Source organism: Rathayibacter sp. CAU 1779, assembly GCF_054551755.1.
On record NZ_JBTOLK010000001.1, the window covers coordinates 1,647,146 to 1,673,120 of the forward strand.

The window sequence follows — 25,975 nt, forward strand, 5'->3', positions numbered from 1 at the left end:
GCTCCGCGTTCAGCCCAGGCACGCTGTATCCCCCGCCTGAACTGCGCGGAGGCACGGAAACCGCCGTGCGGAGGATCGGCGCGACACGCCGGCCAGCCGCCTGAGTGGGCGACGTGTCGCGTCGAGTCCCCGCACGGCGGCGCAGGAGCCCGGCATCGGAGGGCTCGGTTCAGATCAGCCCTTCACCGCCCCGGCCGACATGCCGGAGACGAGGTTGCGCTGAATGATCAGGAAGAACACGACCACAGGCAGCGAGAACAGCACGGATGCCGCCATCTGGCCCCCGAAGTCCGTTCCGGTCGTCGGCGTGGTGAACGACACGAGCCACACCGGCAGCGTGTACATCGACTGGTCGCTCATGAACGTGTACGCGACCAGGTAGTCGTTCCATGCGGCGATGAACGCGAAGATGCTGGTCGCGATGATGCCGGGTGTGACGAGCGGGAACAGCACGCTCCACAGGATGCGGAACTCGCTCGCCCCGTCGATGCGTGCCGCCTCTTCCACCTCGACAGGGATGGCGACGAAGAAGCCGCGCATGACCCAGATGGAGAACGGAAGCGTCGCCGCCACATACGCGAGGATCAGCCCGAAGTAGTTGTTCGTCAGCCCCAGGTTGTTGAACACGAGGAACTGCGGGATGAGCAGGGCGGTCCCCGGCAGCATCTGCACGGCGAGGATGACGACGAGGATCGTCCTCCTGCCGCGGAATCGGAACCGGGACAGCGCCGCCGAGGCCAGCGCGCCGATCGCGATGGCCACGATCAGGGTGCCGAGGACGACGATCACGCTGTTGCGGAGGTTGAGGAGGAAGTTGCTCTCGGTGAATGCCGCGATGAAGTTCGACAGCGTCGGGGAGTGCGGGAAGAAGATCGGGGTGGACGACATCACCTCGCCGCGCGGCTTGAACGCCGTGTTGACCATCCAGTAGACGGGGAAGATCCACATCACGCTGAAGACCACGGCGATGACGTTGGAGAAGACGCGCGGACGCTTGCCGCGCTTCGCCTTCGTCTTCGCGGCAACGGCATCCGCGGTCCCCTCGATCGCGGGGGCGGTCGTCGCAGCGGGTTCGACGATGGTGCTCATAGGTCCTCTCCCGATCGGAGCAGGTTGCGGATGTAGAACGCCGTCACGATCAGCAGCATGATCGTCGTGACGACGGTGATGGCGGATCCGGTGCCGACCTGGGTGCCGACGAACGCGGTCTTGTACGCGAAGATGCCGAGGGTCGCCGTCGCGTCGTTGGGTCCGCCCTGCGACACGAGCCAGATCTGGTTGAACACGTTGAAGTCCCAGATCACCGACAGGATCGTCATGAGCAGCAGCGTCGGCCTCAGAAACGTGAGCACGATCGAGAAGTAGATCCGTGCCTCGCCTGCGCCGTCGAGGCGTGCGGCCTCCAGGTACGCGGGGTCCACCTGGGTCTGCGCGGCGTAGAGCGTGAGCGCTATCAGGGGAACGCCGCCCCACACGATGAGCAGCCAGATGCACACGTATGCGAGGAACGGATTGTTCGCCCATGCGACGTTGGTCATGTCGCCGAACAGGTGGGTCTGGGTGAGCAGCCAGTTGACGACTCCGTAGCCGGGCTGGAACAGCCAGTTCCAGACCTGGCTGGATGCGACGGTCGGCATGGCCCACGCGAAGATCATCACGACGGTGACGACGTAACGCATCACCGTGCCGAGCCGCGTGAGCAGCTGAGCCATCCCCATGCCGATCACGATCGTTCCCACCACCATGGCGGTCGTGAAGAGCAGCGTGCGCACGACCGACCACCAGAAGTCGGGGTCGGCGAAGATCTTGGTGTACTGGTCGAAGCCGACGAAATCGAACGCGCCGGTGAACAGGGAGCGCTGGTTGTAGTCGGTGAACGAGGTGAAGACCAGGAACGCGATCGGCGCGAGCACGAGGGCGATCATCACGAGTCCGGCCGGCGTCAGCAGCCAGAGCGGGAACAGTCGGGAACCGTTGCGGCGGGGCGGACGCGGCTGCCGCGGGGAGACCGCGGCAGCCGTGCCCTCGCCTGCAACGAGGGTTGCAGAGGGAGAACTCATCGTTTGTCCGTTGAGGTGATTACTGGTCGTTCAGAGTCTTCTCGAGGGTCGCGTCGAAGGACTTCGCGGCGTCTGCCGGCGTCGCGGTGCCCGAGGCGATCGAGGCGAAGAACTGGTTGATCGACTTGTTGCCCTCGATGGTGGACCAGCTCGCTGCCGACGGAGTCGACTTCGAGTTCTGTGCCGCCGTGAAGAAGCCCTTCTGGATCTCCGGAAGGCTGGAGTCGCCGGTCGCGGCCTTGGCGCCCTCGACGCTGTTCGGGATCCACTTCTGCACGCCGTACACGTACTTGTCCTGGATCTTCGGGCTGGCGGCGATCTTCGTCCAGACCAGTGCGAGCTGCTGGTTCTTGCTCTTCACCGGAACGGACCACACGGAGCCGCCGAGCATGACGGGCTGGTTCTTGCCGGAGACACCCGGGAAGGGGAACGAGCCAAGGTCGTCGGTGGTCAGGTTCTTGTTGTCCGTGGTGATCGAGCCGATCTCCCAGCCGTTGCCGAGGATGGTCGCGGCCTTGCCGTCGGCGAACACCTGGTCCTGGTCCGGCTTGTCGGTGTCCAGGGTGCGGGCCGACTCGACCGAGTATGCGTTCTCGAACTTCTTCCAGGCCGTCAGGCCCTTCTGCGCCGAGGCCGACTCGAAGCCGCCCTTCCAGGTCTTGCCGCTCTGCGTCGCGATGTCTCCACCGGCGTCCCACACGAACTGCAGGCCCGAGTACCAGAACTGGCCGGGCATGTAGAAGGCGGAGAAGTCAGGGGTGCCGGCGTTCGCCGCCTTGATCTTGTCGAGGTCGGCGGTGAACTCGTCGTACGTCGTCGGCGCCTCGGTGACGCCCGCTGCCGCCCAGATCTTCTTGTTGTAGATCACGGCGCGGGTGCCGGCGAAGGACGGAACGCCGTACAGCTTGCCGTCGACAGTCGCCGGGTCCTCGAGACCGCCGAGCCACGTGCGGCCCTGCTGGAGCTCGCTCTTGTACTTGGTGATGTCGAGCAGACCGCCGTTGGCGGCGTAACCGGCCACCTGCGTGTTTCCGACGTCGATGACGTCCGGCGGGGTGGTCGTCGAGAGGGCGGTGGTGACCTTGGGGCCGATGCCGTTCCACTCCTGGAGCTGCACCTTGACCTTGGCGCCGGTCTCCTTGGTGAACTCGTCGTTGATGACCTTCAGCGTGTCGTTCGTGAGGTCGCCGTTCATGGCCCAGACCGTGATGGTCTTGCCCTTGCCGTTGACCGACGAGAGGCTGCTGCCGTTCGCGTCGGAACTGCCGGCTCCGCTGCCCGAACAGGCACTCAGCGCCAGCGCCGCAGCGATGCCGATGGCACCGGCCGCGAGAATGCGTGACTTGCGCAATGTTTCTCCTAGTGTTGATGAGCGCGGGCGTTCCGCGTCCTTGTGAGGGATGTGCGTCCGTGTTGTCAGCACGGACATGGTGCGAGCGTCGACCTCAGGTCGCGATCGCCGACTGGGATGTGAGCCCAGAAGTCTGTGTGGGGCGGGGCTGGGGGCGCCTCGCGAGAGTGCCCCCGGCTCCGTTCTCGTTGTGCTCCATCCGCATCCCTGCGGTGGAGCGGATGTCGGTCCGGAGCGCCAGCATCACGACACCCCCAGCTCTGCGGCGAGCACGAACACCGCAGTGCCGAGCAGCACGAGGTCATGGCTGTCGTCGGCGATCGTCATCCGGGCTCCGTCGCCCACCGCAGACAGTGTCCGGGAACGGACGGTGTCCAGTGCGGCGTCGAGGAACGTTCCCTCGACGAGATCCCTGGGGCCGGCGAGCACGATGTCGTCGAGTCCCAGCGCGGCGATGACGGGGGAGAGGGCGAGACCGAGGGAGTGGCCGGCATCCGTCAGCACCCTCTCGCGCTGGGCGTCACCGGCCGCGCGCAACCGCGCACGGAGGTGAGGGACGGCGATGGCCTGCTCGAGGCATCCGTTCCGTCCGCACACGCAGCGCTCGCCGTTCTCGTCGACGACGAGGTGGCCGATCTCGCCCGCCGTCGAATGCTCGCCCTCGACGAGCACGCCGCCGATGATGAGGCCGGCCCCGACGCCGTGCTCGATGGCGACGAGCATGAAGCTCTGGCCGGGGTCGTGGAAGGTGTGGATGGCGAGCGCAGCCGCGTTCGCGTCGTTGCCGACGTGCACCGGCACGCCGAACTCGGTGCGGAAGACGTCGGCGAGGTCGAGTCCCGTCCAATCGAGGTTGGGCGCGGAGATCACGACCCCGTCCTGATCGACGATCCCAGGCGTGCCGACGCCGATGCCCAGCAACCGCACGGTGGACCGCTTCACCAGGTCGCGCGCCAGGCCGACGGCCTTGGCCACCGCGTCGTCGCCCTTGGCGTTGTCCAGCGGCACCTCTGCACGGTGCACGATCTCGCCGCCGAGGCCGATGATGGCGCCGACGAACCGATCGTCGGCCGACAGGTCGAGGCTCACGACGTGGTAGGCGTTCTCGTTGAGCCCGATGAGCTGGGCCGGCTTGCCGACGTGGGCGCCTGTGCGCGTTCCCAGTTCGCTGATGAGGCCCTCGGACGCCAACTCGTTGACGAGGTCGGAGACGCTGACCCGGGTGAGGCCGGACTCGCGGGCGAGGTCCGCGCGGCTCATCGGTCCGTCGTGGAAGAGCGTCTGCAGCAACAGGGATCGGTTGTGCTGCCGGTTGTGCTCCGGCAACGCCTTCGACGTCACGCGCAACTGCGCCATGCTCACCTCGATCCGTGCGTCCTTGCGACAACAGGCATCTGCCCGATGGTTTGTTAGTGAAGCTGCCTTACAAACCACTTGTCAAGTTGAGCCTCATAAAGAATTGATAACACGCGGTAACTCCCGTGTTGCGAGCGTGTCACATCTTCTCGGCTTGCAGCGATGGATGTTCGTAAGCTTTACTAACAAACATGTCTGAGCCAGAGGCGCCTCGCCGCGCCCATCGCACCGCAGTGCCTGAGCAGCCGATCGACATGGGCGATCCGTTGCAGCGGGCGCGCGCCATCGCGACGACGCTGCTGCCCGGATTCGTCGGCACCGAGCTGCCGGAGGCGCTGCGTGCACGCCTCGAGTCCGGACTCGGCGGGGTGTGCGTGTTCGGCCCGAACATCGAGTCACCCGCACAGCTGAACGCGCTGAACGAGGCGATCCTCACGGCGAATCCGCTGGCCGTGATCGCCATCGACGAGGAAAGCGGCGACGTCACGCGGCTGAACTACGCGGACGGATCCCCGTATCCGGGAGCCGCCGTGCTCGGCAGACTCGACGAGACGGAGCTCACGCGTCGCGTGGGTCGTAGCGTCGCATCCGCTCTGCGCGCCACCTCCTGCACGCTCGACTTCGCGCCGGACGTCGATGTGAACTCCAATCCGGACAACCCCGTCATCGGAGTGCGCAGTTTCGGATCGGATGCCGCACTCGTCGCCCGACACGGCGCCGCGTTCGTCGACGGACTCCAGTCGACGGGCGTCGCGGCATGCGCCAAGCACTTCCCTGGGCACGGCGACACGGCGATGGACTCGCACCTGGCGCTGCCGGTGATCGACCGTTCGCTGGACGAGCTGCGCGAGCGCGAGCTCGTGCCGTTCCGTGCCGCGATCCAGGCCGGCGTTCGCACGGTCATGACCTCGCACATCATGCTTCCGCAGGTGGACGCCGAGCGTCCAGCCACCTTCTCGCCGCGCATCCTGCAGGGCCTGCTGCGCGACGAACTCGGCTTCGGCGGCGTCATCGTCACCGACGCGCTCGACATGAAGGGAGCGAGCGCGGAGACGGGCATCCCTGAGGCCGCGGTGCGTGCGCTTGCCGCCGGATGCGACCTGCTGTGCATCGGGACGGAGACGACGGACGAGCTGATCGGCGAGATCGTGAGCGCCGTGGAGGAAGCCATCGCGTCCGGCCGGCTGAGCGCGGATCGCGTCGCGGAGGCCGCCGGTCGGGTCCGTGCCCTGGCGGAGCCGCTCGTTGAGCCCGTCGAAACCGGCTCCACCCTCGCACCGCGGGAGAGCGAGACCACGTCACCGGAAGGGCTGGTTTCGACGAGCTCAACCAGCGATGGTGACGCTGCCGCGGGATCCTTCGTCGGTACCGAGCTCGCGCAGCAGGCCTTCGACGTGCGCGAGCCTGCGCTCGCCGCACTGCGTGCGACGGAGGCGGCCGGACCCTTCACCGTCGTCCGACTCGAGACGGAGGCGAACATCGCCGTCGGCGTCGCACCGTGGGGGCCGTTCGCCCAGGTGGGGGCGGCGCCCGACGCGACGGACTCGCGGGCGTGGAGTGAGCATCCGGAGTTCATCGTCAGCGAGACGGATGCCGCACACGGCGCTCTCGACGCCCGGATCGGCGACATCCTGGGCGCGGTGCCGGAGAATCGAGGTGTGGTCGTGATCGGCAAGGCCGTGCACCGCTACGACTTCGCTCGGGCGGCGGTCGACGCACTGCGCGCGAAGCGGACCACTCTCGTGGTCGACATGGGATGGCCCGCCGATGACCGCGCCTACGCCGACCTCGCGACCTTCGGGGCGTCGCGTCTGATGGGACGCGCCCTGATGGCGTTCCTCGACGGCGCGGACCGTGCCCGGCAGGGCTCCGCCTCCGACGCGGATCCGCAGGGGGAGCGGCGGTGAGGCTCGGCCTCGACATCGGCGGGACGAAGACCGACGCCGTCGTCCTCGATGGTCGGGGCGGAGTGCGAGCCAGCGTGCGGGTTCCGACGGGCATCGGACCGGCAGCGGTGCTCGACTCCGCCGAGCGATCCGTTCGCGCGGTGATCGAACAGGCCGGGACCGGCCTTGCGGCGGCGGAGACGATCGGCGTCGGGATTCCCGGCATGGTCGACCCGGAATCGGGACGTGTGCGCCACGCCGTGAACCTCGCCGTCGAGGAGCTCGCGCTCGGCGACGAGCTGAGTCTCCGGGTCGGCGTTCCGGTGCGTGTCGAGAACGACGTGAAGGCCGCGTCGCTCGGCGCCTACCACCTGCTCAGGCTGTCCGGCTCCGCAGCGCTCCTGAACCTCGGCACCGGCATGGCGGCCGGGATCGTGATCGACGGCGAACTGCAGCGGGGATCCGGCGGCGGCGCTGGCGAGATCGGGCACATCCCGGTCGACCCGAACGGCGCAGTGTGCAGCTGCGGGCAGCGCGGATGCCTCGAGACGCTGGCATCCGGATCCGGCATCGCCCGCATGTGGCCGTCGACGGCGGCGCTGCCTGCGGTCGAACTCTTCGATGCCGCGGATGCCGGAGACGAGCGGGCGCGGAACGTGCGCGAGACGCTCGCCGCGGGTGTGGCATCCGCTGTGCGCGTTCTGGTGCTGACCGTCGACGTGCAGACCGTCGTGATCGGCGGCGGCGTGAGCAACATCGGCGGGCGGCTCCTTGCCCCCGTGCTCGAGGTGCTGCGCGAGTGGGAGCGCGACTCGGCGTTCTTGCGATCCCTCGACCTCGCCGACCGCGTGCGGATGCTCCCTGCCGGTCTTCCCGCCGCAGCCGTCGGCGCGGCGCTGATCGGCACAGCGCTGATCGGCACGTCACTGATCGGAACCACCGGCGTGCTGGAGCGCGGTGGAGTCGGCCTCCCTGTTCCGCAAGACTGAACGACGACGATCTAACCCGAGGAGGGGCATCCGTGGAAGTCGTGATCAAGCAGACCGCCGATGAGGTGGGCACGCTGGCCGCCGACCTGATCGAGCGTGTGGTGGAGTCGAAGCCGCGCGCGGTGATCGGCCTGGCGACGGGATCGTCGCCCCTGGCCATCTACGCCAGCCTCGCTGGGCGCGTGGCAGCGGGCACGCTCGACTTCACCGGAGTGCGCGGCTTCGCGCTCGACGAGTACGTGGGGATCGCGGAGGAGCATCCGCAGAGCTATGCGTCGGTGATCCGCACCGAGGTGGTCGAGCCGCTGCGCATGGATCCGACGCTCGTTCAGGTGCCGGACGGCCGCGCCGTCGACATCGAGGTCGCATGTCGCGACTACGAGCAGGCGATCGCGGATGCCGGTGGCATCGACATCCAGATCCTCGGAATCGGCGCCAACGGACACATCGGCTTCAACGAGCCGACGTCGTCGTTCGCCTCGCGCACACGCATCAAGACGCTCGCACCGAAGACCCGCCTCGACAATGCGCGGTTCTTCGACTCGCTCGACGAGGTGCCGACGCACTGTGTGACGCAGGGGCTCGGCACGATCATGAACGCCCGCCGGCTCGTGCTCGTGGCGCAGGGAGCGGGTAAAGCGGATGCGGTGGCTGCGGCCGTCGAAGGCCCGGTGTCCAGCATGTGTCCGGCCTCGATCCTGCAGTTCCACGAGCACGCGACGGTCATCATCGACGAAGCTGCGGCGAGCAAGCTGACGCTGTCCGAGTACTACACGTACACGTACGACAACAAGCCGTCTTGGCAGTTGTGAGTGAGCCTGCGGCTCCCACAACCGCCAAGACGGCTTCCAGCCTGTGCTCGTTGGCACGCCGCTGACCGCGGCGTGCGTTTGGCAGTTGTGAGTGAGCCTGCGGCTCCCACAACCGCCAAGACGGCTTCCAGCCTGTGCTTGTCGGCACGCCGCTGACCGCGGCGTGCGTTTGGCAGTTGTGAGTGAGCCTGCGGCTCCCACAACCCCCAAGACGGCATGCATCCGGAGTTCCTGACGCGTTTTGTCGCTTCGATCGGGCGAAGCGACAAAACGCGCCAGTAGCTTGAGGATGTCCGGCCGCGCCATTCCTGCACGTGCCAAGGCGTCCGCGGGGTCACGGCGTCCATCCTGCTCACAGAAGTGCCGCGCGGATACGGGCAACAGCCGTAGCAGTCGACGGATACACATTGGCGGAGGTCAGTCGCACCACCGCGTAACCCGCGTCGGCGCAGGCAGCATGCTTGTCGACATCACGCTGCCATTGCCTGGCATCGGTTCGATGGTGGTCTCCTTCGTACTCGACAAGTACCCGGTAGTCCGGGTAGGCGATCTCGGTGTAGCCGATCGCGACCCCGTTTGGTGCGTAGACGTCGTAGTCGAGCACCGGGTCTGGGAGGCCGCCGAGCGCACAGGCACGTCGAACATCGGTTTCGCCGGGCGATGAGCTTCCGACGCGAACCTGGCTGAGCGCGTGCAGGAGCTTCGCGGCATGACGTCGGTATGGCGAGTTGGCGACAGCATCGAGTTGGGCGAGCGTGTCGAGTGCATCGGCATCCGTACCCCGGATCATTCCGCGTCGCCGGGGGATGTTCACGATGGCATCGCCCACGACGATCAGTTCGTGCACCGAGAGGATGCCGGCGAGCAGCGCCCAGGTGCTCGCCGGACTCGAGACGCGAAGCCCGTCGACGCTTCGCACCTCCACCATGGAGGGAAGCAGCTGATGTCCGCTCGTCCCTGCAGCACGCGTCGCACGGAGTGGCGCCATGACTCGGACATCGAGCCCGCGTGCCGACACTGCCTCATCACCGCGCTGCGTCTCGTGCAGGACTGTGCGAAGGAGCCGGAGCGGCAAGGGCAAGTCCCAGAGAACAGCCGCGGCAACATGCGTGATGAACCAGTCCTGATGCATCGTGGTCGCGAACGCGCGCGCGTGCCGTCGTATCTCAACGGCAAGGCGGCCGGCCTCGACGGCGCGCGGATTCTTGTGGAGCGTCACTGCGCTGTCATCATGTTCGGCGTCCCGGAGTCGCACGCCGCGAAAGGGCGATGTGATGCCGGTGCCGCGCAAGCGGCGCACCGAGACTCCCGCGCCGCGGGCGGCACGCACACTGAAGCTCTCGCCGAGGTGCTCGGGCAGCGAAGAGAGGGGAAACGGCATCCCGTCATGCTGGCCGCCGTGGTGTCACGACGTGGCGCACGATTGCGAACTGTGGACAGACGCTCGGGATGTGGTTCGGTGGCGGGAGAGTCGGCCCTGTGCGTGTCCGCCCCGGTGATCCTGCCGCCGTGGCTCAGTCGAACGCCCCCTCACGCGAGGTGTCCGAGTACCTGGCGCGAGGTGTCCGAGTACCTGGCGCGAGATGTCGCTTGACTGCGGCGAAGGGACACCAAGGGTCAGGAACTCGCGAGAGGGCGGGAGCTCGCGCTCCCGAACGCCGCGCGTGTCAGCACGTTGCGGACGCGTGATGCCGCTTCAGGGTGCTGAAGCGACGACACGCGTCAGGCATTGTGCCTGGTTCGGAGCCCGTCGACCAGCACCTTCGCGTACGCCTCGTAGACCTTCGGGTCCGTCGCGGCGCTGCGCGCGAGCGCGTGCGTGGTGTCCGCGACGAGCGTCGCGATGACGGCGGAGTCGATGTCGGTGCGGATGCGTCCAGACGTCCGCCCGTCCTCCACCATCGCGTGCACCGCTGCGACGAGCCCGGACTCCTGCTCGTTCGTCGCCGGAAGGCGAAGGCCGGTGAGTCGTTCGTCGATCGCGCTGTACTCGGTGTGGAACGCCATCAGCTCCGGCAGGAACGTCACGAGCGCCTGATCCCCTGATGCGGTCGCCCGCAGCTCGCGGGCTCGCTCCACGAGCGGGGCGAGGAGCCCAGCAACGGCGGTGTCGACGAGCGCATCCTTGCTGCCGAATGCGCGCACCACCGTCGCGGGTCCGAGTCCGGCACGTCGCGCTATGACCTCGACGGTGAGCGTCGAGCTCGGTTCGGTGAGCAGGGCGACCGTGGCGTTGAGCGCTGCCTCACGGTTGCGCACGGCGTCGGCGCGGCGTGGCTGCGTCGCGGTCGTCGACGAGGAAGTGTGCCTGGAGCTTGACAAATGGAATGGCCGTTTCAGATCATGTAGGTGGAACGAACGTTTCACTTACTGTACTCGTTCGGCCGTCACCTGAGGAGGAGCCATGCCCGAGAGAATCCTGATCGTCGGGGCGAGCATCGCCGGACTGACCACCGCCTCTTGGTTGGCCAGGCACGGATTCGAGCCCGTCGTCGTGGAGAGGGCCGCTGAGCCGCGGCGCGGTGGCAACGGCGTGGATCTGCGGGGCGAAGCCGTCGCGATCGTCGAAGCCATGGGCATCCTTCCCGAGGTCCGGCGCTCGGCCGCCGACGTGCTCGGCATGAAGTTCGTCGACGGGGACGACCGCACGATCGCCCGGGTGCACACCGGCGAGCCGGGAGCGTTCGAGGTGATGCGTGGTGACCTGGTGGGGATGCTGAGGGCGCTCGTCGCCGACATCCGGTTCGGGGATTCGCCCACGCGAATCGAACAGGACGAGAGCGGCGTCGCGGTGAGCTTCACGAGCGGAACGGTGGAACGATTCGCGCTGGTGATCGGCGCCGACGGTCTCCACTCGACCGTGCGACGCCTGGTGTTCGGACCCGAGGAGGACTTCCTCCGCTTCAGGGATCACTACTTCGCGTTCGGCGACGCTGATGCATCCCTCGGCGAGGATCGTTGGGTCACCATGCACAACGTGCCGGGCAAGATGGCGGGCATCTACCGCTCCGGAAACCACGCTCAGGCGAAGGCGTACCTCACCTTCCGGGCGCCGAGGAACCTCGGTCGTCTCACCGCGTCCGACGAACGACGGATGCTCACCGAAGCCTTCGCCGACGTCGCGTCGTGGCACACACAGGAGATCCTGGCCTCCGTGCTGTCGGACGACGGCCGCTACGTCGACGCCCTCGCCCAGGTGCGCATGGCGTCGTGGATCCGTGGACGCGTCACTCTCGTCGGAGACGCCGCCTGGTGCGCCTCCCCGGTGGCCGGTGCCGGCGCCGAGCTCGCGATCGTCGGCGCGTACCGGCTTGCGAACGCCCTTGCCGTTGTCGATAGCGACCGGAGGGGTTTCGCCGCGGGCCTTGCCCGATACGAGTCGCGAATGCGCGCCATGGTCGTGCAGAAACAGAGGATCGGCACCAACGTGCGGCTCATGGTCCCTGCCACGCGCTTCGGGATCGCTGCACGGAACGTTGTCGCACGCTCGGGACTGCCCGCGCTGCTGTCCAGGTTCCAGACGGATCCGACGAATCCGGGTACGTCGCCCGCTCCCGAGCGCTGAAGGCGGGCGGTCTCACGTGGCTCAATGCCTCGCGTGGCTCGCTGGCGAGCGCCGCCGATCGTAGCCGTGCGTTCCTCCGCCGGTGGCGGAACGCGGGATGTCGAGGTCGGGGCGGCGCGCAGACAGATAGTCGAGCAGCTGCGAGTAGCCGAGCATCCGGTGGTCGGCGGCGAACAGCCGTTCCGTGGCGGAGCGCACGACGATCCCCCGGCGGAACGCCGACGGCGCCAGTTCGGTCATCTCGTCGAGAGGCACTCGGCGCGGCCGTCGAAGGGAACGGAACACCCGGATCTCGTCGGGTGCTGCCTCGAGACGCCACCGTGAGATGGCGTGCGCACGCCAGGTGAGCAGGAGCCCGAGCCCGAGCACGATCACCGTCGCGATGGCGGAACCCGGTTCGGTGCTGCCGTCCGCGTCGGTGATAACCACCAGAAGCGGAAAACATCCGAGGACGATCAACGGGATGCCGAAGCAGCGCAGGACGACGCGACGCCACCGGCGCCGACGCACGATGCACAACACGCGGCCGTCCGCCGCGGAGACGGCTGCAGTCGTTCCGGCCGTCACAGCAGCGCCGCTTCCAGCCCGTTGCCGACCAGTGTGCCGATCCAGAGAAGCACGCTGAACACGGCGATGCAGCCGACGACCCACAACACTCCGATGAACACCGCGTAGGCCACAGCCGGTCCGGGACGCGGACTGCGGGATGGCCGTTGTGCGGCGGTCGTCCGCGGTCGCGCGCGGAACAGGCGCTCCAGGTGGAATCGGCGTTGCAGGCGGACTGCGAGCAGGACGATCGCGGCGGCGGTCGTCCAGACGATGAGAAGACGCGTGGTCGAATCGAACGACGTGAGCTCGGACGCCGGCCGGTTGCGGGACGGGTCGGCCGGGTCGTACATCACCGGAAGCGTCTCACCAACGTGCAGAGCGTCGAAGGTCGCCCTGCTGATATCCGCCTGGACGGCTGTCACCTTGGCGCCCGCCGTCGTCGTGAAGCTGTAGTTGATCGTGGGAGGAATGCATCCGCCGCGACCGCCGCAGATGCCGGGATTCGTGGCAGTGACGGTCGCCGCCACGCTCACTCCGTGCTCCTGCAGCGCCCGTTTCGTCGTCACATCCGCGACGCACGACACGATCGTCCAGACGAGCGACACGGCGATGAGAACGGCGAAAGCCCAAAGGAAGACCAGTGCCGCTCGTTTCCCGCGCCGGGCCCTGGCAGGATCGTCGACACGTGCTGGCCGATGAACGCCGTCCGTCCCGAGCGCTTTCGGCTCCGAGTCACGTGGTGGCGAGTCGGCATCCGGATGCCGTGCGATCACGAGGCCGCGCACCTCGCCCGGTGGGAGCGCGAGGACCCTGCCGACCCGGGCCGATGCCTCGTCGAGCGAAAGCCACGGCGCGCGCTCCCTGGCTTCGATGACCATGCGGACCGCCAGCTCCGGCAACTCCTCCAGCTTCTGGTCCATCGATGCGCGTCGGTCGTCAGGCCAGCGTCGCGCCGGCCGCCCACACGGATCGCACGGTCCACTCGTGGTCGAGGAGCACGGCATCCGCGAGGTATCCGGGGGCGAGGCGTCCGAGCTCGTGGTCCCGGCCGAGCACGCGCGCGGGCGTGAGCGTGAGCGCCTCAACGGCGGCGGCTGGCTCGATGCGCGTGCGCTCGACGGCGACCTTGAGTGCGACATCCTGCGTGAGCGTCGATCCGGCGATGCTGTTCGTGCCGGAGAGCAGCGCCTTGCCGTCCGTGACCGTCACGTTGAGCGAGCCGAGGCGGTAGTCGCCGTCGGCGGCGCCGGCAGCGGCCATGGAGTCGGTGATGAGGGCGATGCGGCCGGGAGCCTGGACGAACGCGAGGTGGGCGACATCCGGATGCACGTGGAAGCCGTCGAGGATGAGCTCCAGCGTCACACGGTCGTCGTCGAACGCCGCGACGATCGGGCCAGGTGCGCGGTGCTGGATGCTCGGCATCGCGTTGAACGCGTGCGTCAGCAGTCGTGCGCCGCGGTCGAACGCGGCCTTCGCCTGGTCTTCGGTCGCCTCGGTGTGGCCGACGGCCACGACCACGCCGGCCTCGACGAGAACATCGATGGCCTCCATGGCACCCGGCAGTTCGGGGGCGATGGTGATCTGGCGCAGTGTGCCGCGAGCCGCGGCGATGAGCTGCTCGACGAGCTCCGGATCGTCGGGCGTGCGCAGGAAGTCCGCGTTGTGGGCGCCGCGGCGGTCGGGGTTGAGGAACGGACCTTCCAGGTGCGAGCCGAGCACCAGCTGGTCGGTCTCTGCGAGGTCGGCGATGTCCTCAAGGCTCTCGCGCAACTCGGCCAGCGGATTCGCGACGAGGCTCAGCACGGAGCGGGTCGTTCCGTGACGACGGTGCGTCTCCAATGCGACGGTCATGTCGTCGGGATCGCCCTCGTAGGCTGCGCCCCCGGCACCGTGCGAGTGCAGGTCGATGAAGCCGGGGGTCAGCCAGTGTCCGCCGGCATCCGTGGCCTCCGCGCCGTCTGCGTAGGCGCGCCATCCGGATCCGCTGCCCGTCGCGACGATGCGCTCGCCCTCTGTGGCGAGCCAGAAGTCGTCGACCTGGCCGCCGGCATCCAGCTTGCGGGCGCCGTGGATGATCCGCGCGGGGCTCATGCCAGTTCCTTGCGGCCCGAGATGATGCCGCTGACGAGCGCGACCACCGCGAACACGACGGCGACGATCGGCTGGCCGAGATCCCACCACGCGAATGCGGCGGCGGTCATGACGATGATCTCGACGATCGCCTTGCCGAACGTGTCGATGCGGATCACGGCTTTCGGCGAGCGGAACAGTGCCCAGAGCACGACCGCCAGCGCGGGGGCGAGGATGCCGATCACGATGTTCCACGGGAACGGCCAGGCGATGAAACCCCACACGCAGAGGCTGACGAACGCGAACAGCTCGATGACGAACCGCAGCACGTCCCAGAAATCGATCTGGACGCGCGGGTGCTCGGAATTCTGGGCAGACATCACCTTCATGATATCGGCGACTGAGGGGAGAGCCGTTGGAGCTCGCTCGCACGGCCGACCCGATCAGCGGAAGATGATCGTGCGCGCGCCGTCGAGCAGGATCCGACTCTCGGCGAACCACTTCACCGCCTGCCGCAGCGTGCGACTCTCCTCGTCCTGACCGGTCGCGACGAGCTGCGCCGGCGACTGGGAGTGGTCGACGCGCACCACATTCTGTTCGATGATCGGACCCTCGTCGAGATCGCTCGTGACGAAGTGCGCCGTCGCGCCGATGAGCTTCACGCCGCGCGCGTGCGCCTGCTTGTAGGGATTCGCGCCCTTGAACCCGGGCAGGAAGGAGTGGTGGATGTTGATGCATCGTCCGGCGAGCGCCGCGCAGAGCTCCGGGGAGAGGATCTGCATGTACCTGGCGAGCACGACGAGCTCGATGTCGTGCTCGGCGACCGCCTCGAGAACGCGCGCCTCGAAGGCGGCCTTGCTCGCGGCATCCTTCACGGTCAGCGATTCGAAGGGCACGCCGTAGAAGCCGGCGAGGTCGCGCAGCGCGTCGTGGTTCGAGAGCACGAGCGGGATGTCGACGGCCAGCTGGCCGGCGCGCTGCCGGAACAGCAGGTCGTTGACGCAGTGCGCTGCCGTGGATGCCAGCACCAGGGTGCGCAGCGGGCGGCCGACGACGTCGAGCGTCGACGTCATCTCGTACCGATCGATGACGGGGCTCAGTGCCGCCTCGAACTCGGAGCCGTCGGCGGCCGACTCGATCTGCAGGCGCATGAAGAAGCGCCCGGTGTCGGAGCTCGAGAACTGCTGGCTCTCGGTGATGTTGCCGCGGGCCTCGACGACGGCGCCGCTGACGGCGTGCACGATGCCGGGGCGGTCGGCACAGATCAGCGTGAGCACCCAGTGCTGCAGAGCAGGTGGCTGCGCGGCCGTTTCGGGCGTGTCGGGCTGCATTCCACCAGGGTAGGGCACGGTGCGAAGAGCCCCGTCACGTCGGTGGTCGAATCGATTAGAGTGAGTCGTTCCGCGTGAAGCGCAACCCGTGAGATGTGCGGTTCAGAACGCGAGCGATCCACCGTCGAGACCACCGATGAAGGAGGGGCACCGATGTCGTCGTCCGACCCGGATGTGCGCAGCGAGACAGGCCGGTCCGCATCGTCGACGAGCGGCCCCGTCGAGCGCTTCCCGTGGGTGGGGATGCTCGCGCTCGCCGCAGCAGCCTTCCTCGCTGTGACCAGCGAGACGCTGCCGACGGGCCTCCTGCCCGAGGTCGCGTCCGGACTGAGTGTGTCCACACCGGAGGCCGGCCTGCTCGTGTCGGTCTACGCGTTCACCGTGGTGATCGCGACGACGCCGCTGACGGCGCTCACCCAGCGCATCCCACGGCGGCCGCTCGTGGTGGTCGTCATCGTGGTGATCGGGCTCAGCTCGCTGCTGCTGGCGGTGTCCCCGAACTATGGCGTCGCGGTCGTGGCCCGCATCACGGGCGGCATGGCGCACGGCGTCTTCTGGGCGGTCACCGGAGCCTACGCGGGACACATCGTTCCGCCGCACCAGCTGGCGCGTGCGGTGGCCATCACCTCCGGCGGCGTCTCGCTGGCGCTGATCCTCGGCTCGCCGCTGGCGACGATCCTCGGCCACGCGTTCGGCTGGCGCACGGCATTCGCCGTCGTCGGATGCCTCCTCGTCGTCGGAGCCGCCGTGGTCGGCACGATGCTGCCCAAGGTGACGCGGGCCGGGGCGCACCCCGACACGATGACGGGCGGCGTCGCATCCATCACCGGTGGCGTGCCGACCATCACGGCGGGCGGGACGGCGGTGCCTGCGCGCCGCAAGGGGACTCGCAGGCGGGACGTGAGCATCCGACCCGTGCTGATGATCTGCGCGCTCACCATGCTCATCACGCTGGGCAGCTTCACGTTGAACGCCTATGTCGCGCCGTTCGTCTCCGACGCCATGGGGCTCGGCACGGATGCCGTCGGCCCGATGCTCTTCGTCGGCGGGCTGATGGGGGCGATCGCCGTGGCGCTTGTCGGGACCGTGCTCGGTCGCATCCCTCGTGCCGCCGCCGCGGCGGGCCTGCTGCTCACCACGCTCGGGATCGCGCTCCTCGGTGCCTTCGCGGGGGTTCCGCCCGTGGCGATCGGCGCTTTCGCGCTGTGGGCGCTCGCGTTCGGATGCCTTCCCCCGTTGCTGCAGACGGAGTTGCTGCACGCGGCGTCCGCGCGGTTCCGCGACACCGCGAGCGCGCTCTACACGACGGCGTTCAACGTGGGGATCGGAGGCGGCGCCGTCGTCGGCGGGGCGATCTACGCCGTGTGGGGCATCGACGCGGTGCCGTGGGCGGCGCTGGCCATCCTGGTGGTCGCGATCGTGCTGTTCCCGTTCTCGATCCGCAGGCGTGTCATCCCGCGGGCGTGAGTGAGGCGTGGGTGCTGGGTCCGACGCGGCCGGCGGCATCCGAATAGCGCACCGCGATGTCGTGTCCGCGCGAGCCGCCCAGTACGGTGTCGTGACGCTGGCCGTTGCCGTTGATGCGTCTGGTGCCCTGCGAGACGTCGTCGGCGAGCAGCTCGACCGTTGCGTCGGGAGTCCCGACGATGGTGAGGAACGCGATCGGCGCATTGCCGACCTGCCAGATGCTCGCCTGTGGCGCGGTCAGCGTGAACGAGGCGGATGCCGGTGCCGACGCGATCCCGTCGCCGCTCGTCTGCGTCGCGGTGACGGTGCCGGTTCCCGTGCCGTATCCGGTGAACGCCGTGCTCACCCGCCACGCACCGCTCGCGTCGGCGTGCACCGTGACCGTCGTGCCGCCGCCGGACACGGTCACCTGCGCTCCCGGATCCGCCGTGCCGGACACGATCGGGTAGTAGCGACCGTCGGCGGTGTCGACGGTGATCGCCGGAGCTGCGGGTGGCGTCACGGTGACCGGCGGGGGATCCGTCGTGGCCGGTGGGTCCGATGCGACCGGCGGTTCGCCAGGGGCAGCGGGTTGGGCGGGAACGTTCACCGGCGAGGCGGGATCCGACGCGGACGGCGTCGGCGTGCCGGATGGCGTGCCGGTCGGCGCGGGGGATGAGGCGGCCGGACTCGCGGCATCCGCGCCGGTCGGATCCGGAGTCGGCGCCGCGTTCCGCTCGGCGTTCGCGGCGACCTTGGCTGCCCCGCGCGAGGGATGGCCGTCCGCCGTCGCGACGAGCACGCCGGCGATCGCGCCTCCGACCACGATGAGGGATGCCGCAACGCCGACGACCACACCCGTCGCGCCGCTGAACAGACCGGACGAGCCGGCTGCGCCCGTTGCTGCGTGTGCACCTCCTGCCGCGCCGGCGGCGGGAGCGCTGCCGGCCGCACCGGTTGTCCCGGAAGCACCGGCGGACACGCCGCCTGCAACTCCCGCGCCCGCCGCAGCGATGCCCACCGCGGCACCGGACTTCAGCGTCGCGGCGTACGCGGTCGCCGCCGACGCCCCGATCGCGAGCGGCAGCAGCACGAACACCAGCCGGCGCCCGGCCTCACGGGCCTCGGCCGCGGCGAGGGAGCACTTCGCGCAGGTCTCCAGGTGCGCGTCCACGCGGGTGCGCTCGCGCTTGCCGAGACGGCCCCGAGCGTGCGCCGCGAGCCGCTCGACGGTCCAAGCGCACTCCGGCTCGAGGTTCGCCGACGTGAGGTGCGCGCGGATCCACGCCTGACGCAGACCCTCGCGGGCACGATAGCTGAGAGCAGCGGCGGCCTGCGCGCCGACGCCGATGAGCGGTGCCACCTCGGCGGGACGCATCCCCTCCACCTCGGTGTACCAGAGCACCTCCTGCCAGCGCGGCGGGAGGGTGCGGAAAGCCTGTGCCGTCAGCGAGCGGTCCAGGACGATGAGTGCGTCATCCTCGGCGACGGCGAGCGTGTCCAGCTCCTCAGGGGCGAGCGCGACGGCATCCTTGCCCGCGCGACCCCAGGTCGCGGCGATGTTGCGCACGGTCGTGAAGAGATAGGGACGGAACGCGCCCGTCGGACCGTTGCCCGACTTCAGCGCGTGCAGGATCCGCGTGTACGCCTCGGAGACGAGATCGTCCGGCTCGAACGTGCGCGTCACCGAGCGGGCGACCGACGCGGCGGCCGTGGCATGCCTGCTGAACAGCGCTGCATAGGCATCCGTGTCGCCCTTGCGCGTGAGCTGCACCAGCTCCGCGTCGCCGGCGCGCTCGATCCTGCGCGGCGAGTGGTGCGCTGCCATTCGGGTTGCCTTCCGCCTCCACGCAGGGCGTGGAGAGTGTGGTGCTGGCCGGTGGGGGACCGGCAGTCGGGGGTGAAATCGATTGTGCGTTGGTGGGACGCGATCCGCAATTCGAGAAATCTGTGCGAACTCGCGTCATGATCCGGCCGGCGGTGCGTCTTCTTCAAGTGAAACGGACCATCGTCGCGTCACATTCGGCTTCGACGCGACGATCCCTGACGGAATCCGAACCGATCAGGAAGCCGTGGTGCGGCGGGGGCTGCGCATCCGCGGTGAGGCTGAGGTGGTGTCGTCGTGAGCATCCCGACGGCACCGCCTCACTCCTCGGCGCCTCGGTAGGGCGAGCTGTCGGCCGCTGGAGCCGGGGCGAGCGGATGCTCACGCCACGATGACGCGCACGCCCGCGTCCTCGAACGCCTTGCGCTGGCCCGTCGTGATCCCGTCGTCCGTGATGATCGTGTCGAACGCGCCAGGATCCCCGACGGTCGCGAACGCGCGTCGCCCGATCTTGCTGGAGTCCGCCACCAGCACGGCGTGATCCGCCCGCCGTGCCATCAGCGCGTTCACCGCGGCCTCGTGCTCGTCGTGCACCGTCGGGCCCAGCCTGGGATCGACGCCGTTCACGCCGATGAACGCATAGTCGAGCGAGATCTGGCCCAGCACGGAGTCGGTGTAGGGGCCGACGAGCTCGTACGAACGCGCCTGCACGACGCCTCCCGTCATCACCACCTTGATCTGCGGGCGCATCAGGAGCTGCGCGGCGATGTTGATGGCATTCGTCACCACGGTGAGCGTCGGTCGAGAGGACGGCTCGGCCACATCGGGCCTCGCACCGAGGGCGGTCGCCACGGCGGTGCTCGTCGTTCCGCCGCACAGACCGACGACGGCGCCGCGAGGAACGAGGGCACTCGCTGCCTGGGCGATCGCCTGCTTCTCGCTCGCGTGCTGCTCCCGCTTGAAGCGCAGCGGCAGATCGTAGGCGACCGACTGGCCCGTCGCGCCGCCTCTGGTGCGGCTGAGGAGCTGTTGAGAGGCCAGCGCGTCGAGGTCGCGGCGGGCGGTCGCCTGCGAGACACCGAGGCGCTCAACGATGTCGTCCACCTCGATCTGGCCCGTCTCGGCGAGCAGGTCGAGCACAGCACGGAGCCGCTCCGTGCGGTTCATCGTGCTGCCTCCCCTGACCAAGGGATGTCGGTCCCGTCGGTTCCCGCCCCGTTGAAGACCCGCAGCAGGCGCTCCGCCTCGAGGCTGAGCGCCTCACGCCCTGCGGCGACGTACTTCCGCGAGTCGACCACAGCGGGATTCGCCTCCAGGTACTCGCGGACGGCGCGCGTGAAGAATCCGTTCAGGTGCGTCGACACGTTGATCTTCGTCATCCCTGCACGGATCGCCGCCACGATCGTCTCGTCCGGCACACCGGAGGATCCGTGCAGCACGAGAGGGACGTCGAGCCTGCCGTGCAGCCGGGCGATGAGGTCGAGGTCGAGGGACGCTCGACGCTCGGTCATCGCGTGGGACGATCCGACGGCGACCGCCAGCGCATCCACGCCGGTGTCCGCCACGAAGCGCGAGGCCTCGTCCGGATCCGTGCGCACACCCGGCGCGTGCGCTCCGTCCTTGCCGCCGATCTCGCCGAGCTCCGCCTCCACGAAGACGTGGTTCGCGTGGGCGTACTCCACGATCCCGCGGGTGGTCAGCACGTTGTCGTCGTAGTCGAGCCGTGCCGCGTCGAACATGACCGAGCCGAAGCCGAGGTCGACCGCACGGCGGGCCAGCTGTTCGTCTTCGGCGTGGTCCAGGTGCACCGCGACAGGGGAGGTGGCGGCATCCGCAAGAGCAAGGCAGGCCTTCGCGATCGGCTCGAGGGCTCCGTGGTAGGCAACGCAGTTCTGCGAGATCTGCAGGATCACCGGCAGCCGAGCCCGCTCGGCGGCAGCGACGATGGCCTCGGCGGTCTCCAGGTGGATCACGTTGAATGCGCCGATCCCGGATCCGGCCCGCGCGGCATCCGTCACGAGGACTCGCGTGGCGGCCGTGGTCATGCGTGCCCTCCAGCCGTGAGTGTCTGTTCCGCCTGCTCGCCGGCTGCGAGGTCGCGCGCGGCGAGTGCGGAGCCGTAGAGTCCGGCATCCGCTCCGATGCTCGCCTTGATGAGCTGCGGCCTGCGATGGAACGTGAGGATGCCGTCCAGCCGGTCGCGCAGCGGCTGCAGCAGTTCCTCGCCCGCCTCCGACAGCCCACCGCCGACCACGATCGCCTGCGGTGCGAGCAGCGCGACGGCGTGCGAGAACCCCAGCGCGAGCGCGTCGAGAGCGGATTCCCAAGCCGCAGCGGCGTTGGCGTCACCGCGGTGCTTGCGGTCGAGCACGTCGCGCGCGCCGGAGACGGCGCGGCCGGTGCGCGCGGTGTATCGGCGGGCGATGGCCGCAGCGGATGCGACGGCCTCGAGGCATCCGCGACCGCCGCACGCGCAGACGGGTCCCTCTGCGACACGATCGTGGCCGATCTCGCCCGCCAGGCCGCCTCCGGTGTGCAGCCGGCCGCCGACGTAGACCGCTGCCGCGATCCCCGTGCCGATGGTCACGACGAGCACGTCGTCGAAGCCGCGGGCCGCGCCGAGCCGGTGCTCGGCCTCTCCGGCACCGCGCACATCGTGACCGAACGCGACCGGGAGCCCGAGCGCCGCCGAGGCCTCGTCGCGGAACGGAAACTCCACCCACCCGAGGTTCTCCGCGAACACACCGATGCCGCGCACGTCGTCCACGTTGCCAGGGACCAGAAGCCCTGCGGCCGTCGGGCGAACATCGGCATGCCGCGCCGTCAGCTCGTCCGCGAGTCGCGCCGCCGCTGCCACGACGGCGCGTCCGGTGCTCTCGCCCTCCAGCGGCGTCGGCGCTCGCAAGGTCTCGCGCAGGCGTCCGTCGGAGTCGACAAGCGTCGCCTTCATGTCCGTGCCGCCGACGTCGAAGGCGAGCACCGCGGCGCCCGGTCCGAGGAGCGTGACCCCGCCCTCGGTCGCCGAGTCCGGACCGCTGTCCCGAGTCGCCGCCGACGTCTCCGTTGACGCGGCGCGGCTCATGGCCGTTCCAGGATGACCGAGCGCGTCAGGTTGCGCGGCTGATCGGGGTCGAGTCCCTTGCGGCGTGCACGCTCGAGAGCGACGCGGTGCAGGCGGACGAGATCCGCCATGGCGTCGATCGGAGCGTGCTCGAAGCGCGCCCCCGTCGCAGCGGTGTCCTCGGCGATGCCGACGGGCGGCTCGCCGAACGCCCACGTCACGCGACCGGGCGCGGCGATCGCGATCGGCCCGTGCCGGTACTCCTTCGCCGGATAGGACTCCGTCCACGACTGCGACGACTCGCGCATCTTCAGCGCGGCCTCGTGAGCGATGCCGACGGTCCATCCGGTCCCGAGGAACGTGTACTGCTCGGCGTCGATCAGCTCGTCGTCCAGGTCGACGGTGAGCACGTCGCGCGCCTGCGCGATGGCCTGCGTCAGATCCTGACCGACGGATGCGCGCAGCAGGGCGAGCGCGCTCGTCGCGAACCGCGTCTGCACCACCGAGTGCTCGTCCGCGAAAGGCAGCGCGATGACATCGTCCACGAGGTCGACGAGCGGCGTGTTCGGATCTCCGATCACGCCGATCGTGCGCGCCCTGTCGCTGTGTGCGCGACCGCGCACGTCGTCCAGCAGCTCGAGCACCTCCGTCGTCGTGCCGGAACGCGTGATGGCCACGATCGCGTCGTAGTCGCGATCCACGAACGCCTCGGATGCCGCGAACGCGTCGGTCTCGCCGTGTCCGTTCCGTTCGCGCAGGCCCGCGTACGCCTGGGCCATGAACCACGACGTGCCGCAGCCGATCACGGCGATGCGCTGGCCGTCAGGCGGGAGCAGATCACGGTCCGTCAGTGCTGCCGCGCGCTCCCAGACATCCGGCTGCGAGGTGAGTTCCGCTTCGAGGTCGGCGCCCGGGCGGCGAGTGTTGTCATCCGTCATGCCTCAATGATCGAACATGAGCGGAACAAGTGTCAAAAGTGCATCTTCGAGCGTTGTCCGCTCACCCCAGTTCGCGGGGGAGACGGTCGCCGTACCGGCAGGAACCGAGCGGCCGGGCGGGCAGGCGTCGGATGCCGGAGCAGTCGAACCGCGCTGATAGGATCGTGGCGTCGCAACTGGCGTATCGGCGGTGTCCGGACATCCGGAATCCGTCGCGGATGGTTCACCATCGGGGAGCGACCGGGGTGTGTCAGACACCCGAAGCTCTGAGATCGAGGGCGGATTCGGCCGCGCGCCTGGGCCGACGCGAACAACGTGCGTGCACACGTCCGCCCTGCACGATTCATGAGGAGCCAGGCATGACAGTTTCGCCCACCTTCAACGCGCCGCTCGCTGAGGTCGACCCCGAGATCGCCGAGGTGCTGAACCTCGAGCTGAATCGCCAGCGCGACTACCTCGAGATGATCGCGAGCGAGAACTTCGTTCCGCGCGCCGTTCTCGAGTCGCAAGGCTCGGTGCTCACCAACAAGTACGCGGAGGGCTACCCCGGCCGGCGCTACTACGGCGGATGCGAGTTCGTCGACATCGCAGAGAACCTCGCCATCGAGCGCGCCAAGTCGCTGTTCGGCGCGCAGTTCGCGAACGTGCAGCCGCACTCCGGGGCATCCGCCAATGCGGCCGTGCTGAGCGCCATCGCGCAGCCAGGAGACACCATCCTGGGCCTGGAGCTGGCGCACGGCGGACACCTCACGCACGGCATGAAGCTCAACTTCTCGGGCAAGCTCTACAACGTCGTCTCCTACGGCCTCGACCCGGAGACGTTCCGCGTCGACATGGACGTGGTGCGCCAGAAGGCCATCGAGCACCAGCCCAAGGTGATCATCGCCGGCTGGTCCGCCTACCCGCGTCACCTCGACTTCGCGGCCTTCCGCGCCATCGCCGACGAGGTCGGCGCCACGCTCTGGGTCGACATGGCGCACTTCGCCGGTCTCGTCGCCGCCGGCCTGCACCCGTCGCCTGTTCCCTACGCGCACGTCACGAGCTCGACAGTGCACAAGACGATCGGCGGTCCGCGCTCGGGCTTCATCCTGACGAACGAGGCCGACATCGCGAAGAAGATCAACTCGAACGTCTTCCCCGGCCAGCAGGGCGGCCCCCTGATGCACGTCATCGCCGCCAAGGCGACGGCGTTCAAGCTGGCGGGAACCGATGAGTTCCGCGACCGCCAGGAGCGCACCATCCGCGGTGCCCAGATCCTCGCCGAGCGCCTCACGGCCGACGACGCCAAGGAGGTCGGCGTCGACGTGCTCACCGGCGGCACCGACGTGCACCTCGTGCTCGTCGACCTGCGCACCTCGGAGTTCACCGGCAAGGAGGCGGAGGACCGCCTGCACGAGGTCGGCATCACGGTGAACAAGAACGCGGTGCCGTTCGACCCGCGCCCGCCGATGGTCACCTCCGGCCTGCGCATCGGCACGCCGGCGCTCGCCACCCGCGGCTTCGGCGACGCCGAGTTCACCGAGGTGGCCGACGTGATCGCGCTCGCGCTGCGTCCCGACGCCGACATCCCTGCGCTGCGCGCCCGCGTGAAGAAGCTGACGGATGCCTTCCCGCTCTACCCGGGACTCGGTGCGTCGGGCCAGCCGGCCGAGAACGTCGAGCTCGCTTCGAGCGTTCAGAACTGAGGGTGCGCTGGAGCTGAAACCGAAGGCGCGGTGCGCCTTCGCCGCGACGCCGGCGTCGAGCGAGCCGTGCTCGCTCGGTTGAGAGGAGACACATGACGGCCACTCGTCTGGATGGCAAGGCCACGGCAGCCGCGATCAAAAGCGAGCTCACCGAGCGCGTCGCCGCGCTGAAGGAACGGGGCATCGTCCCCGGTATCGCGACGGTGCTCGTCGGCGCGGATCCGGCGTCCCAGTTGTATGTGGGGATGAAGCACCGCCAGTCCGAGGCCATCGGCATGAACTCGATCCAGGTCGAACTGCCGGCGGATGCCACGCAGCAGGACGTCGAGGCCGCGGTCGAACGCCTCAACGCGGATCCCGCCTGCCACGGCTACATCGTGCAGCTCCCGCTGCCGAAGCACCTCGACACCGACGCCATCCTGGAGCGCATCGATCCGGCGAAGGATGCCGACGGCCTGCACCCGACGAACCTCGGACGCCTCGTGCTCAACGTGAACGGACCGATCACGACCCCGCTGCCGTGCACGCCGCGTGCCGTGATCGAGCTCCTCACCCGCAACGACTACGACCTGAAGGGCAAGCACGTCGTCGTCGTCGGACGTGGCGTCACGATCGGCCGCTCCATCGGCCTGCTGCTGACGCGGCGCGCCATCAACGCGACGGTCACGCTCACGCACACCGGAACCGTCGATCTGCCGTCGTACCTGCGTCAGGCGGACGTCATCGTGGCGGCCGCGGGCGTCAAGCACCTGGTGCGCGCCGAGGACGTCAAGCCCGGCGCCGCGGTGCTCGATGTGGGGGTGACGCGGGAGGACGACCGCGACAGCGGCAAGTCCAAGGTGTACGGCGACGTGGAACCGGGCGTCGAGGACGTCGCGGGCTGGCTGTCGCCCAATCCGGGCGGCGTCGGACCGATGACCGTCGCGCTGCTCATGACGAACGTGGTGGAGGCAGCAGAGCGCCTCTAGCGCGTTGCTCCGGCAGCTCGATCGGGTGCTACCGAGCTGCCGGAGCCTGCGCTACATTCCAGGAATCCTCTGCATTCCCGTCC

The 25,975-nt window shown here is 69.0% G+C and carries 23 protein-coding genes; 7 read left to right on the forward strand and 16 right to left on the reverse strand.

Features of this window, described 5'->3' with window-relative positions:
• Nucleotides 1-174 precede the first annotated feature (174 nt).
• From ACX9R5_RS07510 to ACX9R5_RS07525, 4 genes are all read right to left on the reverse strand, one after another.
• A complete protein-coding gene (locus tag ACX9R5_RS07510; RefSeq protein WP_459408363.1) occupies nt 175-1,089 on the reverse strand; it encodes a carbohydrate ABC transporter permease in 915 nt (304 codons plus the stop codon).
• Nucleotides 1,086-2,060: a carbohydrate ABC transporter permease gene (locus ACX9R5_RS07515; protein WP_459408364.1), complete on the reverse strand. Its 975-nt coding sequence runs from the start codon at nt 2,058-2,060 to the stop codon at nt 1,086-1,088. Before ACX9R5_RS07515 ends, ACX9R5_RS07510 begins: the two co-directional genes overlap by 4 nt.
• A gap of 19 nt (nt 2,061-2,079) precedes the next feature.
• Nucleotides 2,080-3,411 (reverse strand): extracellular solute-binding protein, encoded by a 1,332-nt coding sequence (locus ACX9R5_RS07520; protein WP_459408365.1) that lies wholly within the window; start codon nt 3,409-3,411, stop codon nt 2,080-2,082.
• 243 nt (nt 3,412-3,654) lie between these two features.
• A complete protein-coding gene (locus tag ACX9R5_RS07525; protein WP_459408366.1) occupies nt 3,655-4,767 on the reverse strand; it encodes an ROK family transcriptional regulator in 1,113 nt (370 codons plus the stop codon).
• Nucleotides 4,768-4,958: 191 nt separating this feature from the next.
• On the opposite strand from ACX9R5_RS07525, the gene nagZ reads away from it, so the two are divergent.
• From nagZ to nagB, 3 genes are read left to right on the forward strand one after another with little or no spacing between them, the layout of a single operon-like run.
• Nucleotides 4,959-6,674: a beta-N-acetylhexosaminidase gene (nagZ, locus tag ACX9R5_RS07530; protein ID WP_459408367.1), complete on the forward strand. Its 1,716-nt coding sequence runs from the start codon at nt 4,959-4,961 to the stop codon at nt 6,672-6,674.
• Nucleotides 6,671-7,642 (forward strand): ROK family protein, encoded by a 972-nt coding sequence (locus ACX9R5_RS07535; RefSeq protein ID WP_459408368.1) that lies wholly within the window; start codon nt 6,671-6,673, stop codon nt 7,640-7,642. Before nagZ ends, ACX9R5_RS07535 begins: the two co-directional genes overlap by 4 nt.
• 32 nt (nt 7,643-7,674) lie before the next feature.
• Nucleotides 7,675-8,454 carry a glucosamine-6-phosphate deaminase gene (gene nagB / locus ACX9R5_RS07540; protein ID WP_459408369.1) on the forward strand — a complete coding sequence of 260 codons (780 nt, stop codon included), beginning with the start codon at nt 7,675-7,677 and terminating at the stop codon, nt 8,452-8,454.
• A 352-nt stretch (nt 8,455-8,806) separates the two neighbouring features.
• On the opposite strand, the gene ACX9R5_RS07545 is transcribed toward nagB, so the two are convergent.
• Both ACX9R5_RS07545 and ACX9R5_RS07550 read right to left on the reverse strand, forming a co-directional pair.
• A complete protein-coding gene (locus ACX9R5_RS07545; protein WP_459408370.1) occupies nt 8,807-9,835 on the reverse strand; it encodes a hypothetical protein in 1,029 nt (342 codons plus the stop codon).
• A 341-nt stretch (nt 9,836-10,176) separates the two neighbouring features.
• On the reverse strand, nt 10,177-10,713 hold the full coding sequence (locus ACX9R5_RS07550; RefSeq protein ID WP_459408371.1) for a TetR/AcrR family transcriptional regulator: 537 nt from the start codon (nt 10,711-10,713) through the stop codon (nt 10,177-10,179).
• A gap of 145 nt (nt 10,714-10,858) precedes the next feature.
• On the opposite strand from ACX9R5_RS07550, the gene ACX9R5_RS07555 reads away from it, so the two are divergent.
• Complete coding sequence (locus ACX9R5_RS07555) at nt 10,859-12,019, forward strand: FAD-dependent monooxygenase (protein WP_459408372.1); 1,161 nt, start codon at nt 10,859-10,861, stop codon at nt 12,017-12,019.
• 21 nt (nt 12,020-12,040) lie between these two features.
• Here ACX9R5_RS07555 and ACX9R5_RS07560 read toward each other — a convergent pair whose 3' ends face one another.
• The 5 genes from ACX9R5_RS07560 to purU form a co-directional block, all read right to left on the reverse strand.
• Nucleotides 12,041-12,586 carry a hypothetical protein gene (locus ACX9R5_RS07560; RefSeq protein WP_459408373.1) on the reverse strand — a complete coding sequence of 182 codons (546 nt, stop codon included), beginning with the start codon at nt 12,584-12,586 and terminating at the stop codon, nt 12,041-12,043.
• The gene (locus ACX9R5_RS07565) at nt 12,583-13,488 is read right to left on the reverse strand and encodes a DUF3592 domain-containing protein (protein ID WP_459408374.1); all 906 of its coding nucleotides are present in this window, start codon (nt 13,486-13,488) and stop codon (nt 12,583-12,585) included. Before ACX9R5_RS07565 ends, ACX9R5_RS07560 begins: the two co-directional genes overlap by 4 nt.
• Before the next feature lie 16 nt (nt 13,489-13,504).
• A complete protein-coding gene (nagA, locus tag ACX9R5_RS07570; RefSeq protein ID WP_459408375.1) occupies nt 13,505-14,659 on the reverse strand; it encodes an N-acetylglucosamine-6-phosphate deacetylase in 1,155 nt (384 codons plus the stop codon).
• Entirely contained in the window at nt 14,656-15,018 is a 363-nt protein-coding gene (locus ACX9R5_RS07575; RefSeq protein WP_459408376.1) for a YrdB family protein, read from the reverse strand. The genes nagA and ACX9R5_RS07575 overlap by 4 nt, the downstream gene beginning before the upstream one ends.
• A gap of 63 nt (nt 15,019-15,081) precedes the next feature.
• Complete coding sequence (gene purU / locus ACX9R5_RS07580) at nt 15,082-15,969, reverse strand: formyltetrahydrofolate deformylase (RefSeq protein ID WP_459408377.1); 888 nt, start codon at nt 15,967-15,969, stop codon at nt 15,082-15,084.
• Nucleotides 15,970-16,122: 153 nt separating this feature from the next.
• On the opposite strand from purU, the gene ACX9R5_RS07585 reads away from it, so the two are divergent.
• On the forward strand, nt 16,123-17,436 hold the full coding sequence (locus ACX9R5_RS07585) for an MFS transporter (protein ID WP_459408378.1): 1,314 nt from the start codon (nt 16,123-16,125) through the stop codon (nt 17,434-17,436).
• On the opposite strand, the gene ACX9R5_RS07590 is transcribed toward ACX9R5_RS07585, so the two are convergent.
• From ACX9R5_RS07590 to ACX9R5_RS07610, 5 genes are all read right to left on the reverse strand, one after another.
• The gene (locus ACX9R5_RS07590) at nt 17,420-19,243 is read right to left on the reverse strand and encodes a sigma-70 family RNA polymerase sigma factor (protein ID WP_459408379.1); all 1,824 of its coding nucleotides are present in this window, start codon (nt 19,241-19,243) and stop codon (nt 17,420-17,422) included. The two genes, ACX9R5_RS07585 and ACX9R5_RS07590, sit on opposite strands and share 17 nt — an antisense overlap.
• Before the next feature lie 378 nt (nt 19,244-19,621).
• Nucleotides 19,622-20,407 carry a DeoR/GlpR family DNA-binding transcription regulator gene (locus ACX9R5_RS07595; RefSeq protein ID WP_459408380.1) on the reverse strand — a complete coding sequence of 262 codons (786 nt, stop codon included), beginning with the start codon at nt 20,405-20,407 and terminating at the stop codon, nt 19,622-19,624.
• Nucleotides 20,404-21,285: a class II fructose-bisphosphate aldolase gene (locus tag ACX9R5_RS07600; RefSeq protein WP_459408381.1), complete on the reverse strand. Its 882-nt coding sequence runs from the start codon at nt 21,283-21,285 to the stop codon at nt 20,404-20,406. Before ACX9R5_RS07600 ends, ACX9R5_RS07595 begins: the two co-directional genes overlap by 4 nt.
• Nucleotides 21,282-22,322, reverse strand: coding sequence for an ROK family protein (locus ACX9R5_RS07605; RefSeq protein ID WP_459408382.1), 1,041 nt, complete (start codon nt 22,320-22,322; stop codon nt 21,282-21,284). Before ACX9R5_RS07605 ends, ACX9R5_RS07600 begins: the two co-directional genes overlap by 4 nt.
• Nucleotides 22,319-23,239 carry an SIS domain-containing protein gene (locus ACX9R5_RS07610; protein ID WP_459408383.1) on the reverse strand — a complete coding sequence of 307 codons (921 nt, stop codon included), beginning with the start codon at nt 23,237-23,239 and terminating at the stop codon, nt 22,319-22,321. Before ACX9R5_RS07610 ends, ACX9R5_RS07605 begins: the two co-directional genes overlap by 4 nt.
• Nucleotides 23,240-23,598: 359 nt before the next feature.
• Here ACX9R5_RS07610 and glyA point away from each other — a divergent pair, with 359 nt between their 5' ends.
• Together glyA and ACX9R5_RS07620 are read left to right on the forward strand one after the other, a co-directional pair.
• Nucleotides 23,599-24,924, forward strand: coding sequence for a serine hydroxymethyltransferase (gene glyA, locus ACX9R5_RS07615; protein ID WP_459408384.1), 1,326 nt, complete (start codon nt 23,599-23,601; stop codon nt 24,922-24,924).
• Between the two features lie 92 nt (nt 24,925-25,016).
• Complete coding sequence (locus ACX9R5_RS07620) at nt 25,017-25,892, forward strand: bifunctional methylenetetrahydrofolate dehydrogenase/methenyltetrahydrofolate cyclohydrolase (protein ID WP_459408385.1); 876 nt, start codon at nt 25,017-25,019, stop codon at nt 25,890-25,892.
• Nucleotides 25,893-25,975 lie beyond the last annotated feature (83 nt).

Coding starts and splice junctions, on each gene's coding strand:
- ACX9R5_RS07525 (WP_459408366.1), bottom strand. CDS start 4,767: ATGGCGCAGTTGCGCGTGACGTCGAAGGCGTTGCCGGAGCACAACCGG.
- nagZ (WP_459408367.1), top strand. CDS start 4,959: ATGTCTGAGCCAGAGGCGCCTCGCCGCGCCCATCGCACCGCAGTGCCT.
- ACX9R5_RS07610 (WP_459408383.1), bottom strand. CDS start 23,239: ATGACGGATGACAACACTCGCCGCCCGGGCGCCGACCTCGAAGCGGAA.
- glyA (WP_459408384.1), top strand. CDS start 23,599: ATGACAGTTTCGCCCACCTTCAACGCGCCGCTCGCTGAGGTCGACCCC.
- ACX9R5_RS07595 (WP_459408380.1), bottom strand. CDS start 20,407: ATGAACCGCACGGAGCGGCTCCGTGCTGTGCTCGACCTGCTCGCCGAG.
- ACX9R5_RS07565 (WP_459408374.1), bottom strand. CDS start 13,488: ATGGACCAGAAGCTGGAGGAGTTGCCGGAGCTGGCGGTCCGCATGGTC.
- nagA (WP_459408375.1), bottom strand. CDS start 14,659: ATGAGCCCCGCGCGGATCATCCACGGCGCCCGCAAGCTGGATGCCGGC.
- purU (WP_459408377.1), bottom strand. CDS start 15,969: ATGCAGCCCGACACGCCCGAAACGGCCGCGCAGCCACCTGCTCTGCAG.
- ACX9R5_RS07575 (WP_459408376.1), bottom strand. CDS start 15,018: ATGTCTGCCCAGAATTCCGAGCACCCGCGCGTCCAGATCGATTTCTGG.
- ACX9R5_RS07515 (WP_459408364.1), bottom strand. CDS start 2,060: ATGAGTTCTCCCTCTGCAACCCTCGTTGCAGGCGAGGGCACGGCTGCC.
- ACX9R5_RS07605 (WP_459408382.1), bottom strand. CDS start 22,322: ATGAGCCGCGCCGCGTCAACGGAGACGTCGGCGGCGACTCGGGACAGC.
- ACX9R5_RS07510 (WP_459408363.1), bottom strand. CDS start 1,089: ATGAGCACCATCGTCGAACCCGCTGCGACGACCGCCCCCGCGATCGAG.
- ACX9R5_RS07585 (WP_459408378.1), top strand. CDS start 16,123: ATGTCGTCGTCCGACCCGGATGTGCGCAGCGAGACAGGCCGGTCCGCA.
- ACX9R5_RS07620 (WP_459408385.1), top strand. CDS start 25,017: ATGACGGCCACTCGTCTGGATGGCAAGGCCACGGCAGCCGCGATCAAA.
- ACX9R5_RS07600 (WP_459408381.1), bottom strand. CDS start 21,285: ATGACCACGGCCGCCACGCGAGTCCTCGTGACGGATGCCGCGCGGGCC.
- ACX9R5_RS07590 (WP_459408379.1), bottom strand. CDS start 19,243: ATGGCAGCGCACCACTCGCCGCGCAGGATCGAGCGCGCCGGCGACGCG.
- ACX9R5_RS07555 (WP_459408372.1), top strand. CDS start 10,859: ATGCCCGAGAGAATCCTGATCGTCGGGGCGAGCATCGCCGGACTGACC.
- ACX9R5_RS07545 (WP_459408370.1), bottom strand. CDS start 9,835: ATGCCGTTTCCCCTCTCTTCGCTGCCCGAGCACCTCGGCGAGAGCTTC.